Here is a 14,220-nt window from a genome sequence, read left to right as displayed (position 1 = left end):
ATACGAATATAGTATACCACATTTACGGCAGCGCCGCAATGCCTAACAGCATCAGCAGGGTGCCTGCCGCCGCACCAAAAATGCCCGCAGCGCGATGTTTGGCTGCTAGGGCCTGGGGCAGCAGCTGGGCCAGGGCCACCCATACCATAATACCCGCCGCCAGCACGACCGTCCCCGTCAAAAAGCCGGGTGTAAAAAACCGGCGCAGGAACAGCCAGGCCAGCACCGCCCCCAAGGGTTCCGCCAGCCCGGAGACAAGCGCCGCCAGCACACCGGCTGCGCGGCTGCGGGTCGCGTAGGCAAAGGGCACCGCCACGGCAAGGCCCTCCGGGATGTTGTGCAGTGCAATGGCCGCCGCAGTGCGCAGACCCAGCGCCGGGTCTGCCGTCCCGGCGAAGAATGTGAGTACGCCCTCGGGGAAGTTGTGCAGCAGCAGTGCCGCGCCGGTGATGAGGGCCGTGCGCATGGCCGCCGCGCGGGCCGGGTCGCGGCCCTGACCAAAGCGGTCGGCCAGCTCGGATTCCTCGGGCAAAAGTCGTCCCAGCAGCGCAGCGGTCAGCATTCCCAGTGCCAGCAGCGACACCGCCGCCCCGCCGCTGCCCAGCGGCGGCAGGTAAGCGGCGTAAAAATCCAGCGCTTCGGGCAGCAGATCGGTCAGTGACGCCGTGAGCATGACCCCGCCCGCAAAGCCTGCGCTGGCCGCCAGCAGCCGTTCTGTCGGTGTGCAGAGCACCGCCAGCGCCCCGCCCAATCCCGTGGACAGCCCGGCAATCGTGGTAAGTACAATCGGTGAAGTTTGCATAGGTACGCCCCCAATCTTTAGATTTGTAAATGTATACGGTGCGCAGGGCAGCATATGACAAGAGGACAGGGGTGTTCTTTGGCGGGAGAGTATGATATACTTGATTTAGCATATCAAATCGGAATTTGAAAGGAGAAAACTCATGTATCCGTTAAAAAATAACAAGGTTAATCGAATTGGCATTAAAGTGGTTGGCGGTATTCTAATTATAGTTGGTTTACTTCTGCTGTATTTTTTATTATCAGGAAAATTGACATTGCCATTATCTAAGTAAGTGAAATTCCAGTTTGTAAGGATAAGCGGGTATTTATGGGAAACTGCGGGCCGGGCATACCCGGCCCCTACGGATGCACACAACATAAAAAGGCGCTGCTATCTATCTGACAGCAACGCCTTCTTATTTTATTTCGTGTTCCGCCCTTAGTACCCGCTGCCGGCCTCGCCGGAGGTGAGCAGCTTGACGGCACGGGAAGTGCCCAGGCGGTCCGCGCCGAGGTCGAGGAACTTCTCGATGTCCTCAACGGTGGAGATGCCGCCCGCAGCCTTGATCTTGCAGCGGCCCGCAACGTGCTTGGCGAACAGCTCAATGTCGTGGAAGGTCGCGCCGCCGGTGGAAAAACCGGTGGACGTCTTGATGAAGTCAGCACCGGCCTCGGGGACGATGTCGCACATCTTGATCTTCTCTTCCTCGGTCAGCAGGCAGGTCTCGATGATGACCTTCAGCACCTTGTCGCCCACGGCGGCCTTGACGGCGGCAATGTCGTTGCGCACATCGTCGTACTGCTTGTTTTTCAGCCAGCCGATGTTGATGACCATATCGACCTCGGACGCGCCGTTCTCAACGGCAGTTTTGGCCTCAAAGGCCTTGCTGGCGGTGTCCATAGCGCCGAGGGGGAAGCCGACGACGCAGCAGACCGGCACACGGCCCGCCATGTACTGGGCGGCCTGCTTGACATAGCAGGTATTGATGCAGACAGAAGCGCAGTGGTTGGCGATGGCCTCGTCACACAGGGTCTGGATCTGGGGCCAGGTAGCCTCGGGCTTGAGCAGGGTATGGTCGACCTTGCTCAGCATTTCTTCTTTCGTGTATTTCATCGGAAATTTTCCCCTTTCTCACAGCGCTTGCACAGGCGCGCCTGATGCAGGCCCAGCGCCGCAAATACGATGGAGGTGATGCTGACCGTGGCACCGATGATGCCCAGGATCAGCCCCACCAGGCGGAATGCATGACCGCGAACTTTCTGTTTCATAGGGGATGCCTCCTTTTTGGGACGTAATTTTTTGTGCACCAGCTGCTTTGCTCCATGGGTCAGCAGCGGATGCCTCAGTGCGAATTTGGCTACCTTAAAAATAAGCATGGCTGTCTCCTTCCCGGTTCAAGTCACTTCTTTTTAAAGATAAACAATTTGCTGAAAACATAGTTGGACAAAATGACGATGACTTGGCTGAATAGCTTGACGCCCATCGCCCACAGCTTGCCGTTGGCAGCGGCGAAGGCGACGTGCGGGCCGACCAGGCTGACGCCCACCCAGATAATGAGCTGGTCCATGACCATCGTTGCGATGCGGCAGGACACAAACTGCCCGAACTCTGCCAGGGCCGCCTTGCCTTTGTTCTCGCTCTTGAACACAAAGGTGTGGTTTGTCCAGTAAGCAAAGAGGATGCAGATGATGTTGTCGATGACATTACCGATACCCGCCGCAAAATCCGTGCCGAACGCCGCCTGGAAGGCCGCGAACACGACCAGGTTCAAGAGCGTTGCCACCCCGCCGAAGAATAGGTAGGCCAAGCCCTCGTAGTATTTTTTGATGAAGCCTTTGAGTTTTTGCATGATGTACCCGTTTTATTTGTAGGGGCGGGTATCGCCCGCCCGCGGGGCGTCGAGGACGCCGTCCCCCTACAACGTTCTTATACAAAAGGGGCCTGCCTGTTACAACAGGCAGGCCCCTTGCGGTTGCTCAGACTTATTCAGCGTCCTCGCCGTTCTCGTCGAGGCAGGCCTTCATGGACAGGCTGATGCGCTTGCGGTCAAAGTCAACTGCGGTCAGCTTAACGCGAACCTCGTCGCCAACCTTCAGCACATCGGAAACCTTGTTCACGCGCTCGTTGCTGATCTCGCTGATGTGAACGAGACCGTCAATGCCCGGCATGATGCGGACGAAAGCGCCAAACTTGGTGATGGAGACAACGGGAGCGGTGAACTCAGTGCCAACGGGGACTTCGTTCTCCAGCTTGACCCAGGGGTTGTCCTCTTCCTTCTTGTAGCCCAGGGAGACCTTCTGGTTCTCGGGATCGTAGCTCTTGACGTAGACTTCGATCTCGTCGCCGACCTTGACGACCTCAGAGGGATGCTTGATGTTGTTCCAGCTCAGCTCGCTGATGTGGCACAGGCCATCGACACCGCCCACGTCAACGAAAGCGCCGTAAGAGGTCAGGCTCTTGACAACGCCCTTGTACTGCTTGCCGACCTCAACATTGGCCCAGAACTCCTCGCGCTTGGCCTTGTTGGCCTCGGCAGTGACCTTGTTGATGGAGCCGACGATCTTGCGGCCGGCGCACTCGGTGATGACCAGCTGGACGTGCTGGCCAACCAGCTTGGTGTAGTCCTCGTCGCGGCGCATGGTGGCCTGAGAGCGGGGAACAAAGACGCGAACGCCCTTGACGTTGACAACAACGCCGCCCTTGTTGGCTTCCATGACATCGCCTTCCATGACGGTGCCGTTCTCGGCAGCCTCGGAGACGTCCTTCATGCCCTTCTGGGCCTCAAAACGGACGCGGGACAGGGTGTCAACACCCTCCTGGTCGTTGGTCTTAACGACCACCAGATCCAGATCGTCGCCCTCTTTAACAAGGTCTTCCATCTTGGCGTTGGGATCATGGCTCATCTCGCGCAGGGGCACAATGCCGGTGTGCTTGGAACCATCGATGCCGACGGTGCATTCCGTCGGAGAAACGCTGATGACCTTGGCTTTTACAATCTTGCCTGCGTACAGGGGCTTTGCTTCGGATGCGGCGAGCATCTCCTCAAAGCTCATGTCGTCACGGATTTCACTCATACTGTTAAGTACCTCCTCAATTATAGACGAAGGCGTTGAAGCCCCGGCCGTCACGCCCACCACCGCAGCACCGGCAAGCCAGCTTGGGTCGAGTTCATCAGCAGTCTCGACGTTGATGGCTTTGGTATGCCGCGCGGCGACCTGTAACAGCTTTTGGGTATTGGAAGAATGATGACCACCAATGACGACCATGCGGTCGCATTTTTGGCTGAGGTCTTCCGCTTCCTGTTGCCTCGCCCACGTTGCATTACATATTGTATCAAAAATTTTGGCTTTTGTACACTCTTTTTTTAAAAAACCTTTGCAATTTTCCCAACTTTCCACGCGAAACGTCGTTTGTGCGACCACGTAGATGGATTCTTGTTGCAAAAGTTCAGGGAGCAATTTTTGCAGTTGCTCCAAATCGGCAAAAACCCGCACCGGGCCTGTTGTATGGCCTACAATCCCCTGTACTTCCGGGTGATCAGCGTCGCCAGCGACTAGCAAAAGCGCACCGATTTTGTCTGCTTCCATAGCAATTTTATGGATTTTTGCTACAAATGGGCAGGTAGCATCATGATACGCCAGGCTGCGTGTGCTTATTTTATCATAGACAGTTCTGGGCACGCCATGACTGCGGATGATGACCTCGTACCCATCGGGTACGGCGTCGATATCGGGGCAGGTCACAGCGCCTTTTTCTTCCAGGTCGGCTACGACCTGGGCGTTGTGGATCAGCGGGCCAAGGGTCGCAACTTTGCGTCCCTGCGCCAATAAATCATAGGTCAGCTTGACAGCGCGGTCCACGCCGAAGCAGAACCCGGCTGTTTTTGCACGGATGATTTGCATATTATGCGTCTCCTTTTGGCAGCTGCGGCTTATCGGTCGTTTCGGGCACATCTACGGCGGGAGCGGGGTTCTCGGCAATCTGCGGGGTGAACGCGTTGTCCGCCAGCAGCTGCTCCAATTCGTCGCGCAGGCGGTTCTTCATGCGGCGCAGCTCGGCCATTTTGTGGCTCTGGTCTTTAATTTGCAGATCCTCGGCAGGGATAGCCTCACCGAACACGATGCGGATTTTACAGAACAGGTGCATTTTACCGTCCTTGGTGCCGTAGATGATGCGCACCGGCAGCATATCGGCCCCGGCCGCGGCGGCAATGACGAACGCGCCGCTTTTGATCATGCCCAGCTTGCCGGTTTTGGTGCGGGTGCCCTCGGGAAAGACCATGATGCCCGTACCATTTTTGCACTCATTCGTCAGCTTTTCCACGATGGTTGTGTCGCCCTTGCCGCGCTCAATGGCGACCGCGCCCATGCAGCGCAGGAACCACCCGGCCAGCGGATTTTTAAAGAGTTCTTCCTTTGCCAAAATGCGCAGCCGTTTCCAGTCAAACACCGTTATAGCGACGAAAACAGGGTCAAGATTGGCGATATGGTTCGGCGCAATGACGTAAGCGCGGCCATCGCGGACGGCTTTCAGATTCTCGCGGCCGATGACCTCAAACCGCCAGATGATGTGCGCCAGCACCCAGACAATGGGCAGCAGAATCCAGTATAAAAGCATAAGCAGCCCCCTCAGATATGCGCAAGAATGGTGTGCTTCAGCAGGTCAAAGCTCTCCTGCAAACCGATGTCACTGGTGTCCACCAGGATGGCGTCCGCGGCCTGTTTCAGCGGGGCGACGGCGCGGTGGCTGTCCTGATAGTCGCGCTGCTGGATATCTGCCAGCACCGTGGCGAAGTCGGCGGGCTGGCCCTTCTCGGCCAATTCCTTGGCGCGGCGCTGGGCGCGGGCCTCGGCGCTGGCGGTCAAAAAAATCTTGACGGTGGCATTCGGCAGAACCACCGTACCGATATCGCGGCCATCCATCAGGATGTTCTGGCTGGCGGCCAGCCCGCGCTGGGTGTCCAGCAGGAAGGTACGCACGGCGGGGTGCGCAGCCACGGCGGAGGCGGCCATGCCGATGTTCTCGGCACGGATGGCGTCGCTGACGTCCTCACCGTTCAGGTAGATGTGCTGTGCGCCGTCCAACAGGCGGATATCCAGCCGGATCTTCGGCAGCAGTGCGGCTACGGCGTCGGCGTCGTGGGGATCCACGCCCGCGCGCACGGCGTACAGCCCGATGGAGCGGTACATAGCGCCGGTGTCGACGTAGACATAACCCAGATCCTTGGCCAGTGCCTTGGCCAGGCTGGATTTACCGGCCCCGGACGGGCCATCGATTGCGATAGAAACCATGATATATCACCCTTTTTAAATAATAAGTATCACTTTGGCTTCTCCCCTGAGGGGAGAAGCTGCCGCCCGCAGGCGGCTGATGAGGGGAGCGTTTTCCGGCACAACCCATAAACATGTTGCCGCCGTAAAGTTGCGGGCCGGGCATACCCGGCCCCTACCGGGCGGTTTGCCCATCAACGGGCTGCCGCCGTAAGGCCGCCCCTCATCCGGCCCTGCGGAGCCACCTTCCCCCCAACGGGGGAAGGCTTGGGGTTACAGCGCCCGCACCGCCGCCTGCGCGGTTGACCATGCGATTTGCAGGTTATACCCGCCGGTGCGGGCGTCCACATCAAGGACCTCACCGGCAAAGTACAGCCCCTCGCAGAGCTTGCTTGCCATCGTCTTGGGATCGACCTCGCGCACATCCACGCCGCCCGCCGTGATAACGGCGTGCTCCTTGTCGCCCAGCGCCGACACCGGCACCTGCCAGTGCTTGCACAGGTCCACAAGGGCCTGCTTCTGCTCCCGCGTGATCTGTGCGGCTTTGGTGGCGGGGTCAACGCCCCACTTTTCCACAGCAACCGGGCGCATGGAATTGGGCAGCAGCTTGGCCAGTGCGCCCTGCGCGCTGTGGCTGCCCTGCTCGGCAAAGTCGCGGGTCAGGCGGTCATAGAGCGTTTTCTCGTCCAGCGCAGGCTTTAGGTCAAACTCACAGATATAGCGGTGCTTCGTGATGTCCTCGATGTAAGTGCTGGCCGAGAGCACCAGCGGCCCGGACAGGCCGAAGTGGGTGAACAGTGCCTCGCCCTGCTCGGTAAACAGCGGCTTGCCGTCGCAGAGCAGTGTCAGCGTGACGTTGCGCAGGGCCAGGCCCATCATGCGGCGGCAGGCCGGGTCGGGGCTGACCAGGCTGCACAGGCTGGGCTGGGGCGGCACAATGCTGTGCCCCGCCTGACGCGCCAGTTTGTAGCCGCTGCCGTCGCTGCCGGTGGCCGGGTAGCTGATGCCGCCGGTGGCGATCAGCGTGTTCTCGGCCCGCAGTGTCTCGCCCCGGTCGGTGACGGCACCCTTGCAGACCCCGTCCTCGATCAGCAGCTTTTTCGCGCTGCCGCGCACAAATTCAGCGTCCCGGGCATAGTCCCGCAGGGCGGCCAGCACGTCGGCGGCGCGGTCGCTCTGGGGGAACACCCGCCGCCCTCTCTCGGTTTTCAGCGGCACGCCGAGGGATTCAAACAGTTCCATCGCCGCTGACGGCGGAAAGGCGTAGAGGCTCGAGTACAGGAACCGCCCGTTGTGGCGCACATAGGGTAAAAACTCCCGCACATCGCTGTCACTTGTGACGTTGCAGCGTCCTTTCCCTGTGATGAGCAGCTTTTGACCGGGGCCTTTGGGGTTGTGCTCCAGTACGGTCACGGTCAGGCCCCGGGCGCAGGCCGCCCCGGCTGCCATCAGGCCCGCCGCACCGCCGCCGATGACCAATAAGTCCGTCATGCGTTGTCCTTTCTTTTAACAGATATAGGCCGTCCATACAAAAACAGCCCGGCAAATACGTAGAGAACCAGCAGCGGGTGTACCGGAGCCAGGTACATGGTGCTGGTGCCGATGCCGAAGCTGGACACCTCGACAAAGGCGATCATGGCGCAGCGCAGCAGCGCAATACCGAAGATGCCGAACAGCAGCAGCCAGGGCACAACGGTCTCCGCCGTGCATTTTTTGCGCAGACACGATAAAAGCTTCATAAGCTGGAACACCACCGCGCAGAACACGCAGACCGTCAGCACCACGCCGTACACCCAAGCCCACCCCTGCATAACGGCGAAAATCGCACGCTGGTAGGGGCTGTAATAGGGCGTGTCCTCCCCCGCGTTGGCGGCAGCGTTGAAGCCGCAGTGCAGGTAGCCGGACCATGCCGCAATGTCGTCGTCGGTTCCAATCGACCGCAGCGCCTCGTAGGGCGCACAGTCGCGGAAGCCCAGCACGTGCCGGAAGCCGTTCCAGGTCTCGGCCAGCGTGGCGGGCACATAGGCCGCCGTGATGGGTTGGCTGGTGGCGACCCGTTTGCCGGTGCGGCTGGGCAGGGTGCCCGCGTCGCAGGCGGCGTTGATCTTGTCCGCCACGGTCTGCCAATAGTTGGCTGCGGTCTGGGCGTCTGCGTAGATGCCCTCATACTGGGCGGCGCGGCGGATGGCCCAATAGAAGCTGCCCGCGCGGTAGTCGTCAAGGCCTGGGTCGCGGAAGTCGTTCTCCATCTGGGCGTCCTCTTCCAACCAGTAGGCGACGGGTTTCAGTTCCGGCACAGCTTCGTAGATTTTTTCGCGTGCGTCAGCGGGCACAGACAGGTACGGTTTGTCGCTGTCCGTGTCAACGCGCATCATCGCGCCCATGGCGGCGGCAAACGAGCCCTCGGAGAAATCCGACAGGGCAAACACGCCGTAGTGGGTGTAGTTGAGGGTGCAGAAGGTCAGCACACCGACGCCGAGCATGGCGTAGGGGATGACCTGCGCGGCAAAGGCTTTCCAGCGGCGCTTGCCCACCAGCACCAACGCCACAATGACGGTGGCCGCCGCGGCAAAGGGCAACAGGAACAGCCCGGCATCCTCGCGGTCGAGGTAGCCGCAGGTCAGGCCCGCGCCCGCCGCTGCCAGCCAGGGCCAGAGCGGCTTGTCTTTTTCAAAGACGGCCCGCAGTGCCATCCCGGCCATGCCCGCAAAAAAGTACAGGCAGAGTGCCGGGAAGATGTTGTCGCGGTAAACGCGCAGCGTGTAAGCCGCCCAGGACGACGGCAGAAACGCCAGCGCCGCAAACAGCGCCAGCGTCAGCACACGGCCCTGCTCGGGCCGTTTTTTTCGCCACAGCGGCGAAAATGCAAACGCTGCCAGCAGCGCCGCGCCGCACCAGAGCGCCGCGCCCGCGACCAGATACGGCAGGTGCAGTGCGTGCAGCAGGGCCAGCCACACCGGGAAGAACATGGCCTTGGACAGCGTCAGGTAGTCATACGCGCCCAGCCACTCCCCCGCCGTGATATTCTGCGCCGCGTGGAACATCAGTTCATCGTCCAGCGGGGCGCCGCCCACCCAGGTGTACGCCTGCTGAAAGCTCGTCAGCGCCAGGCGCAGGCAGGCCAGCAGGGCGCAGACCAGCCAGAAGCCCCGGCGGGACAGGCGAAGTTGCTTTTTGTGTAAATTCTTCATGGATCACTTTTGCAGCTTTTCGATGCTCTCCACTAAATATTTCTGCTGCTTGAACACCAGATCCACCAGCAGCGACAGGTACTTGACCACGATGGTCAGCACCGCAAACAGCCCGGAAAATCCCACCGTGATGACGAACATCGTGGTGGTCCAGCCCTCGACCGGGTGGCCGGTGATGAACACCACCAGCGTGTAGACCAGCTCGGCCAGGGCCAGCGCCAGCATGCAGAGGGTGACCGTCATGCTGGCCTTGAACCCAGCATTGGTGTACAGCGCCAGGCTGTCCAGCGCCAGGTTGAACCGTCCCTTGCTCTTGACGGTCAGCTGGCCGTCAAATTCCAGATCGGTCATTTTCAGGCCCGACGCTGCGTAGGCCGCCTTGCGGTAGGGCAGGTGGGCACTGGAAGCGTGTACGCGGTTGATGGCGCGGCGCGTGACCAGCCGGAACGCATCGGTGCGCAGCCGGTAGGCACTTTGGGAATGAGCGTTGAACACCTTGTAAAACAGGCCGCTGCTGCCCCGCACGGTGCGCGGGCAGACCGAGACGATGTCGCTGCCGGTCAGCGCGGTCTGGTAGGCCTTGAAAATCAGCTCCGCCGGGTAGCAAAGCTCGGTGGAATCGAACTCATACACATAGTCGCCGATGGCAGCGTCAAGGCCCGCGTTCATGGCGTTTTCCAAGCCGTGGTAGGTGCTCATGTGCAAAATCGTCAGCGGAGCGGCCTGCTCTTTGCCCCAGGCGCGCAGCTGGGCCACGGTGTCGTCGGTGCAGGCGTCATCCACGACGACCAGTTCATACTGGGCGAAGTGGGCGTCCAGCTCGGCGGCGGCGGTGCGGCAGAACTCCACCGCGCGGGCACCGTCGTTGTGCAGGTAGACGACTGCCGAGACAAAGTTTTTTTCTTTTGTGTTCATACTTCCAGCACCTCGTCCAGGTCATATACGGTATTGATCTTGCCGCTCAGCACGCTGACGAGCTTCGGCTCATCGCTCATGACGCGCACGACCGTCGGGCGCGAGTCGTCAATTTCGCTTGCCTTCAAAATTGGTTTCATGCTGAACAGGCTGCTGTGGTAGGCAAAACCGTATTCTTCCTTTAAATATTTGCGGGCCAGCTGGCTCATGTAGGGCCAGGCGCTTTGCGGCTTAGCCGGGCACTCGTTGCAGTTGTACAGGCTGCCCGGGGTGCAGCAACCGCCGCTTTCTGCCTGGCAGGGGAAGGTCGCTACGCTGTCATAGCTTGTCTCATGCGGGGTGAAGGTCACGCTGGTCAGGCTGTGCAGCCCGGTCTGGCCGAAGGGCATCAGGCTGAAAAACGGCCCATCCATGACCGTGATGCCGGTGTGCTTTAAGGCATCCTCCACCGTACACAAGATGATCTCACATTTTTCGTACTTGATGCCGAAGGGCGGCAGACCCAGCAGGGCGTGCACGTCGTTGACGCCCGCATAGGTAGCGTTGAGCAGATAGGGCGCTTCGGCGGTGGTGTCCCCCGCCGTGACCCGCCACGCACTACCGGCTTTCTCGATCTTGTCGGGCTTGTGGCTGTACAGGATTTCGACATTCGGCAGGGCGGCCAGCTTCTCCAGGAACCAGCGCTTGAGCACCTGGGCGTCGTAGGTGTATTCTTTCGTCAGGAATGCGCCGTCGCAAAGGCCGGGGTTGAAGTACCGCTCGGGTGCAACATCGTCACAGCGGATACCCGCCGCCGCACAGAAACGGCGGAATTCGGCGGCGTTCGTCCAGGAGAAATGTGCGCTGGTGGCGTAGACCTGGTCAAACTCCGTGTGCAGGCAGAAGCCGTAATCCGCGCAGAAACGTTCAAAATAGTGGGCCGACTTGATGGCCGTGGAGTAGCTGCGCGGGTAGTGGTAGCCCATATGGACGCGGGCCTGGTTGATGTAGGTTGCCCGCATAAAGGGCGCGGGGTCACGCTCCAGCACAAGGACGCGCTGGCCCGCCGCGCCGCATTTCTGCGCCGCATACAGCCCATACAGCCCCGCACCGAGGATGATTTTATCGTAGGTCAATTTATTTTTCTCCTTTGGGGCACACACTTACAAGCCCATGCGGCACAATAAGCCGCTGCACCGCCATACCCATACAAATGAACATATACGGCACAACGGTAATCATCGTCCGCATATATTCGCCGCAGGTGATAAAGAAAGTCAAGAAAGTCGTACACATCAGCAGGGCAAACAAGGCCATATGCAGCCAAGGCGGGCGTTTTTGCTGCACCCATGCAATGACCATCACCACGCCCCAGAGCAGCGAGAGTGCGTATAAAACCAGCTGAAGCGAAACACTACGATGAGCAGATAAATCGCTGCAAAGATGATTTCCCGCTTGTGCTCTGCCGCAAACTTTTTTATCTTGTGCATAGCACTCCCCTTTTACGGATTATACTTTCCCTTCAGCGCGTTGAGCAGGACCTTCATCAGGTCGCTGTTGCCCTTGAAGCCGGTGATCTTGGTGGGTGTTTTGCCGGTGGCCGGGTAGGCGCGGGTCACGGGGACCTCGCAGGCCTTCAGGCCCAGCTGGGTTGCGCGGATGCTCAGATACGCCAGCAGCTCATACCCGGCAAAGACATTGCGCAGCGGACGCACGTCGGGATGGGTCAGGTACTCGCGGCTGTACGCGCGGTAGGCGTTGGTGGTGTCGGTGAACCACTGGTGCGCCCCCAGGCTGATGAGCGGCGCATGGATGAGCCGCACCGCCGCATAGCGCACCGGCGGCGTGTTGATTGCATGGCCGCCGCGGATAAAGCGGCTGCCCTGCACCAGGTCATAGCCCGCCTGCAATTTTTCAATGAATTTGGGTACATCTTCAATCGAGTCTTTGTTGTTGCCGTCGATGGTCAGAACACCCTTGTACCCGCGATCCAGCGCGAAATAGAGGCCCATGCGCAGCTGTGCCCCCTGTTTGCCGGGGCCGATTTTCGTTAGCAGCGTATTGACGTGGTAGAGCTGCAAGATATCATGCTTCATGCTGCCGTCGGTGGAGCCGCCGTCGCAGATGACGATATCACAGATTTTGTTGATGCCCGCATTTTCGGCGCGGCCCAACTCGGTCAGGATGCGCGCCCCCTCGTTGATGACCGGAATCAGCAGGCAGTAGTCGCTGCGGCGGCCCTCAAATTCGGCGGCGGTGTAGTCCGGCACGCCGTTCAGGTTTTTGCGCTCGTACTCGATCATGCGAACACCTCCGCAATATAGTCCATCGTGCGGCGGATCGTGTCCAGGTCGGTGTGGGCCATCTCGATGGAGACAAAGCCGCGGTAGCCCACCGCCCCCAGCAGCAGCGCCAGTTCCCTGTGCTCGGGGCGTTTCTGGATGGGGGCCAGGCCCGGCTCGCTGATATGAACGTGGCTGACATACTGCATATCATCGATGAAAGTTTGCAGTTTCTCGCCCTGGGCCAGCACAGTGGACAAATCAAAGTTGACCGACAGGCCGGGGTTATCCAGCCGCTTGACCAACGCGAAAGCGTCCGCCGTGTCGTTCAGATAGTTCGTGTACATCGGCGGGTTGGCCTCCAGTGCCAGATGCACACCGTACCGCGCGGCCAGGTTGCCCGCCTGCATGAAGAATGCCTCGGCGGCGGCATCGTTGCCGCCCAGCGGGCGCATACGGTTTTTAGGGCAGCCGAACACCAGCGAGGGACAGTTCAGGCTGTGGGCAAACTGGAATGCCTGGGCCGTGTAATCCAGCAGCGGCTCTGTGTCGGCGGGGTTGAAGATATTGCCCTTCTGGCCGTACCAGATGCTTTGCAGGCTGGGCACCGAGAAGCCCCAGCGGTTTTTGAGATAGCCGCCGAACAGCAGCGCACTGGTCAGATTTTCATACGGTGCTTCGGAAAAAATGCGGGTGGGGGCCAGCTCCAGCCCGGTGAAGCCCGCCTGCTGCATGGCGGTGTAGACGGCCTCGTCGTCGTCCTTGAGCCACGCAATGTTTGAGATGGCAAGCTGATAGTTCGCCATGGGTCAATCCCTCCAATCGCGCAGAAAGCGCGTTATATCGTCAAGTTCCTGTTGTTTGGTACACAGGTAGTCCCCGCTGCCGCCCAAAATGTCCGCATGGCGGCTGCGCAGGTCGTAGTCAAACGGCGGCTTGGTAAGCTCGTTGTGCCAGTTCCTGCCGGTGACGGCGGTGTAGACCTCCCCCGCCGTGATGGGCGGCGTACAGAGGTGCAGCAGCTTCAAGTCGGCGGCGCGGGCTTTCTCAAGATCCGGCCAGAGCCGCCCCAGGTTGTAAAACTGGTAGCGGCTGCGGGAATCGGTGAAGGCCAGTGCATTAAAATCGTTGCCCACAAAAAACGCTTTGAGCGCTGCGGCATCCACTGTGCCGTTCAGCTTGTAAAAGCCGTTGTCCGCCAGCGTGTAGGCGGATTGCACCAACGGCGATTTTGCCGCCAGTTCGTCGTATTTTTCCGGCTTCAACATAGCCGGGGTGATGGTGTGCAGGTCAAAGAGGAAGTTCTTTTTGATGCCGATGCCGTAGAGCGCGGGCAGCCGCACGATGAGCGCGTCGGGGAAATCCTCCCGCACCCACTGCTCTAATTGCAGGCGGTTTTTGCCGTAGGCAGGCAGTTTTTCAGCAGGCTGGGCGGGGCTGTCCTCATAGACGCCGCGGCTGTCTGCCAGCACGGCAATACTGGAAATCAGGACGAGCTGCTGCGGCGCGATTCTTCGGATATTTTCCCGCGCGGCACGCATGACAGCCAGATCTGCCTCCGGGTCCGCGTTGGCCAAAAACATAGCGGCCGGCACGCCCGCATAGACGCAGAGATCCGGGCGGGTGCCGTACTGCGCGGCGATATCGCTGCTGTGGCAGGCCGCGGTGAAGGTATGCTTCGCCGCCAGGTTGCCCCCCACAAAGCCGGTGGAGCCGACGAGCAGATCACAGGACATGGCTGATTCCCCTTTGCACATTTATACAAGATAATTATACCGTATTGCGGGGGAAAAAGCAAC

Annotated in this window: 14 protein-coding genes; all 14 read right to left on the bottom strand. The window is 60.0% G+C overall.

Annotated elements, in window-relative coordinates; genetic code table 11:
- Positions 1 to 22 precede the first annotated feature (22 nt).
- The 14 genes from GPK89_RS01230 to GPK89_RS01165 all read right to left on the bottom strand — a co-directional run bounded on the left by GPK89_RS01230 (position 23) and on the right by GPK89_RS01165 (position 14,157).
- The gene (locus tag GPK89_RS01230) at positions 23 to 802 is read right to left on the bottom strand and encodes a ZIP family metal transporter (protein ID WP_215691033.1); all 780 of its coding nucleotides are present in this window, start codon (positions 800 to 802) and stop codon (positions 23 to 25) included.
- A gap of 420 nt (positions 803 to 1,222) precedes the next feature.
- Positions 1,223 to 1,897, bottom strand: coding sequence for a deoxyribose-phosphate aldolase (deoC, locus tag GPK89_RS01225; RefSeq protein WP_215691032.1), 675 nt, complete (start codon positions 1,895 to 1,897; stop codon positions 1,223 to 1,225).
- A complete protein-coding gene (locus tag GPK89_RS01220; RefSeq protein WP_215691029.1) occupies positions 1,894 to 2,052 on the bottom strand; it encodes a hypothetical protein in 159 nt (52 codons plus the stop codon). The genes deoC and GPK89_RS01220 overlap by 4 nt, the downstream gene beginning before the upstream one ends.
- 131 nt (positions 2,053 to 2,183) lie before the next feature.
- The gene (locus GPK89_RS01215; RefSeq protein WP_215691026.1) at positions 2,184 to 2,633 is read right to left on the bottom strand and encodes a GtrA family protein; all 450 of its coding nucleotides are present in this window, start codon (positions 2,631 to 2,633) and stop codon (positions 2,184 to 2,186) included.
- A 133-nt stretch (positions 2,634 to 2,766) separates the two neighbouring features.
- A complete protein-coding gene (locus GPK89_RS01210; protein WP_215691023.1) occupies positions 2,767 to 4,686 on the bottom strand; it encodes a bifunctional 4-hydroxy-3-methylbut-2-enyl diphosphate reductase/30S ribosomal protein S1 in 1,920 nt (639 codons plus the stop codon).
- A 1-nt stretch (position 4,687) separates the two neighbouring features.
- A complete protein-coding gene (locus tag GPK89_RS01205) occupies positions 4,688 to 5,401 on the bottom strand; it encodes a lysophospholipid acyltransferase family protein (protein WP_215691016.1) in 714 nt (237 codons plus the stop codon).
- Between the two features lie 11 nt (positions 5,402 to 5,412).
- Positions 5,413 to 6,075, bottom strand: coding sequence for a (d)CMP kinase (cmk, locus tag GPK89_RS01200; protein ID WP_215691013.1), 663 nt, complete (start codon positions 6,073 to 6,075; stop codon positions 5,413 to 5,415).
- Between the two features lie 252 nt (positions 6,076 to 6,327).
- Positions 6,328 to 7,545: an NAD(P)/FAD-dependent oxidoreductase gene (locus tag GPK89_RS01195; RefSeq protein WP_215691001.1), complete on the bottom strand. Its 1,218-nt coding sequence runs from the start codon at positions 7,543 to 7,545 to the stop codon at positions 6,328 to 6,330.
- Entirely contained in the window at positions 7,542 to 9,245 is a 1,704-nt protein-coding gene (locus GPK89_RS01190; RefSeq protein ID WP_215690998.1) for a hypothetical protein, read from the bottom strand. Before GPK89_RS01190 ends, GPK89_RS01195 begins: the two co-directional genes overlap by 4 nt.
- A gap of 3 nt (positions 9,246 to 9,248) precedes the next feature.
- On the bottom strand, positions 9,249 to 10,160 hold the full coding sequence (locus tag GPK89_RS01185; RefSeq protein ID WP_215690996.1) for a glycosyltransferase: 912 nt from the start codon (positions 10,158 to 10,160) through the stop codon (positions 9,249 to 9,251).
- Positions 10,157 to 11,275, bottom strand: coding sequence for an FAD-dependent oxidoreductase (locus GPK89_RS01180; RefSeq protein WP_215690994.1), 1,119 nt, complete (start codon positions 11,273 to 11,275; stop codon positions 10,157 to 10,159). The genes GPK89_RS01185 and GPK89_RS01180 overlap by 4 nt, the downstream gene beginning before the upstream one ends.
- A gap of 366 nt (positions 11,276 to 11,641) precedes the next feature.
- Positions 11,642 to 12,442 (bottom strand): glycosyltransferase family 2 protein, encoded by an 801-nt coding sequence (locus tag GPK89_RS01175; protein ID WP_215690991.1) that lies wholly within the window; start codon positions 12,440 to 12,442, stop codon positions 11,642 to 11,644.
- The gene (locus GPK89_RS01170) at positions 12,439 to 13,227 is read right to left on the bottom strand and encodes a sugar phosphate isomerase/epimerase family protein (protein WP_215690988.1); all 789 of its coding nucleotides are present in this window, start codon (positions 13,225 to 13,227) and stop codon (positions 12,439 to 12,441) included. Before GPK89_RS01170 ends, GPK89_RS01175 begins: the two co-directional genes overlap by 4 nt.
- A gap of 3 nt (positions 13,228 to 13,230) precedes the next feature.
- Complete coding sequence (locus GPK89_RS01165) at positions 13,231 to 14,157, bottom strand: sugar nucleotide-binding protein (RefSeq protein ID WP_215690985.1); 927 nt, start codon at positions 14,155 to 14,157, stop codon at positions 13,231 to 13,233.
- Positions 14,158 to 14,220: the final 63 nt, after the last annotated feature.

Source organism: Gemmiger formicilis, from assembly GCF_018784445.1.
In the GTDB taxonomy this organism is placed as follows: domain Bacteria; phylum Bacillota; class Clostridia; order Oscillospirales; family Ruminococcaceae; genus Gemmiger.
Note: the sequence above shows the minus strand (reverse complement) of the source record. Positions and strands in the feature narration are given on the sequence as shown.

Excerpts from the sequence above, each read along its gene's own strand:
- cmk (WP_215691013.1), bottom strand. The coding sequence starts at position 6,075 with ATGGTTTCTATCGCAATCGATGGCCCGTCCGGGGCCGGTAAATCCAGC.
- GPK89_RS01205 (WP_215691016.1), bottom strand. The coding sequence starts at position 5,401 with ATGCTTTTATACTGGATTCTGCTGCCCATTGTCTGGGTGCTGGCGCAC.
- GPK89_RS01220 (WP_215691029.1), bottom strand. The coding sequence starts at position 2,052 with ATGAAACAGAAAGTTCGCGGTCATGCATTCCGCCTGGTGGGGCTGATC.
- GPK89_RS01175 (WP_215690991.1), bottom strand. The coding sequence starts at position 12,442 with ATGATCGAGTACGAGCGCAAAAACCTGAACGGCGTGCCGGACTACACC.
- deoC (WP_215691032.1), bottom strand. The coding sequence starts at position 1,897 with ATGAAATACACGAAAGAAGAAATGCTGAGCAAGGTCGACCATACCCTG.
- GPK89_RS01185 (WP_215690996.1), bottom strand. The coding sequence starts at position 10,160 with ATGAACACAAAAGAAAAAAACTTTGTCTCGGCAGTCGTCTACCTGCAC.
- GPK89_RS01230 (WP_215691033.1), bottom strand. The coding sequence starts at position 802 with ATGCAAACTTCACCGATTGTACTTACCACGATTGCCGGGCTGTCCACG.
- GPK89_RS01170 (WP_215690988.1), bottom strand. The coding sequence starts at position 13,227 with ATGGCGAACTATCAGCTTGCCATCTCAAACATTGCGTGGCTCAAGGAC.
- GPK89_RS01210 (WP_215691023.1), bottom strand. The coding sequence starts at position 4,686 with ATGCAAATCATCCGTGCAAAAACAGCCGGGTTCTGCTTCGGCGTGGAC.
- GPK89_RS01195 (WP_215691001.1), bottom strand. The coding sequence starts at position 7,545 with ATGACGGACTTATTGGTCATCGGCGGCGGTGCGGCGGGCCTGATGGCA.
- GPK89_RS01165 (WP_215690985.1), bottom strand. The coding sequence starts at position 14,157 with ATGTCCTGTGATCTGCTCGTCGGCTCCACCGGCTTTGTGGGGGGCAAC.
- GPK89_RS01190 (WP_215690998.1), bottom strand. The coding sequence starts at position 9,245 with ATGAAGAATTTACACAAAAAGCAACTTCGCCTGTCCCGCCGGGGCTTC.
- GPK89_RS01215 (WP_215691026.1), bottom strand. The coding sequence starts at position 2,633 with ATGCAAAAACTCAAAGGCTTCATCAAAAAATACTACGAGGGCTTGGCC.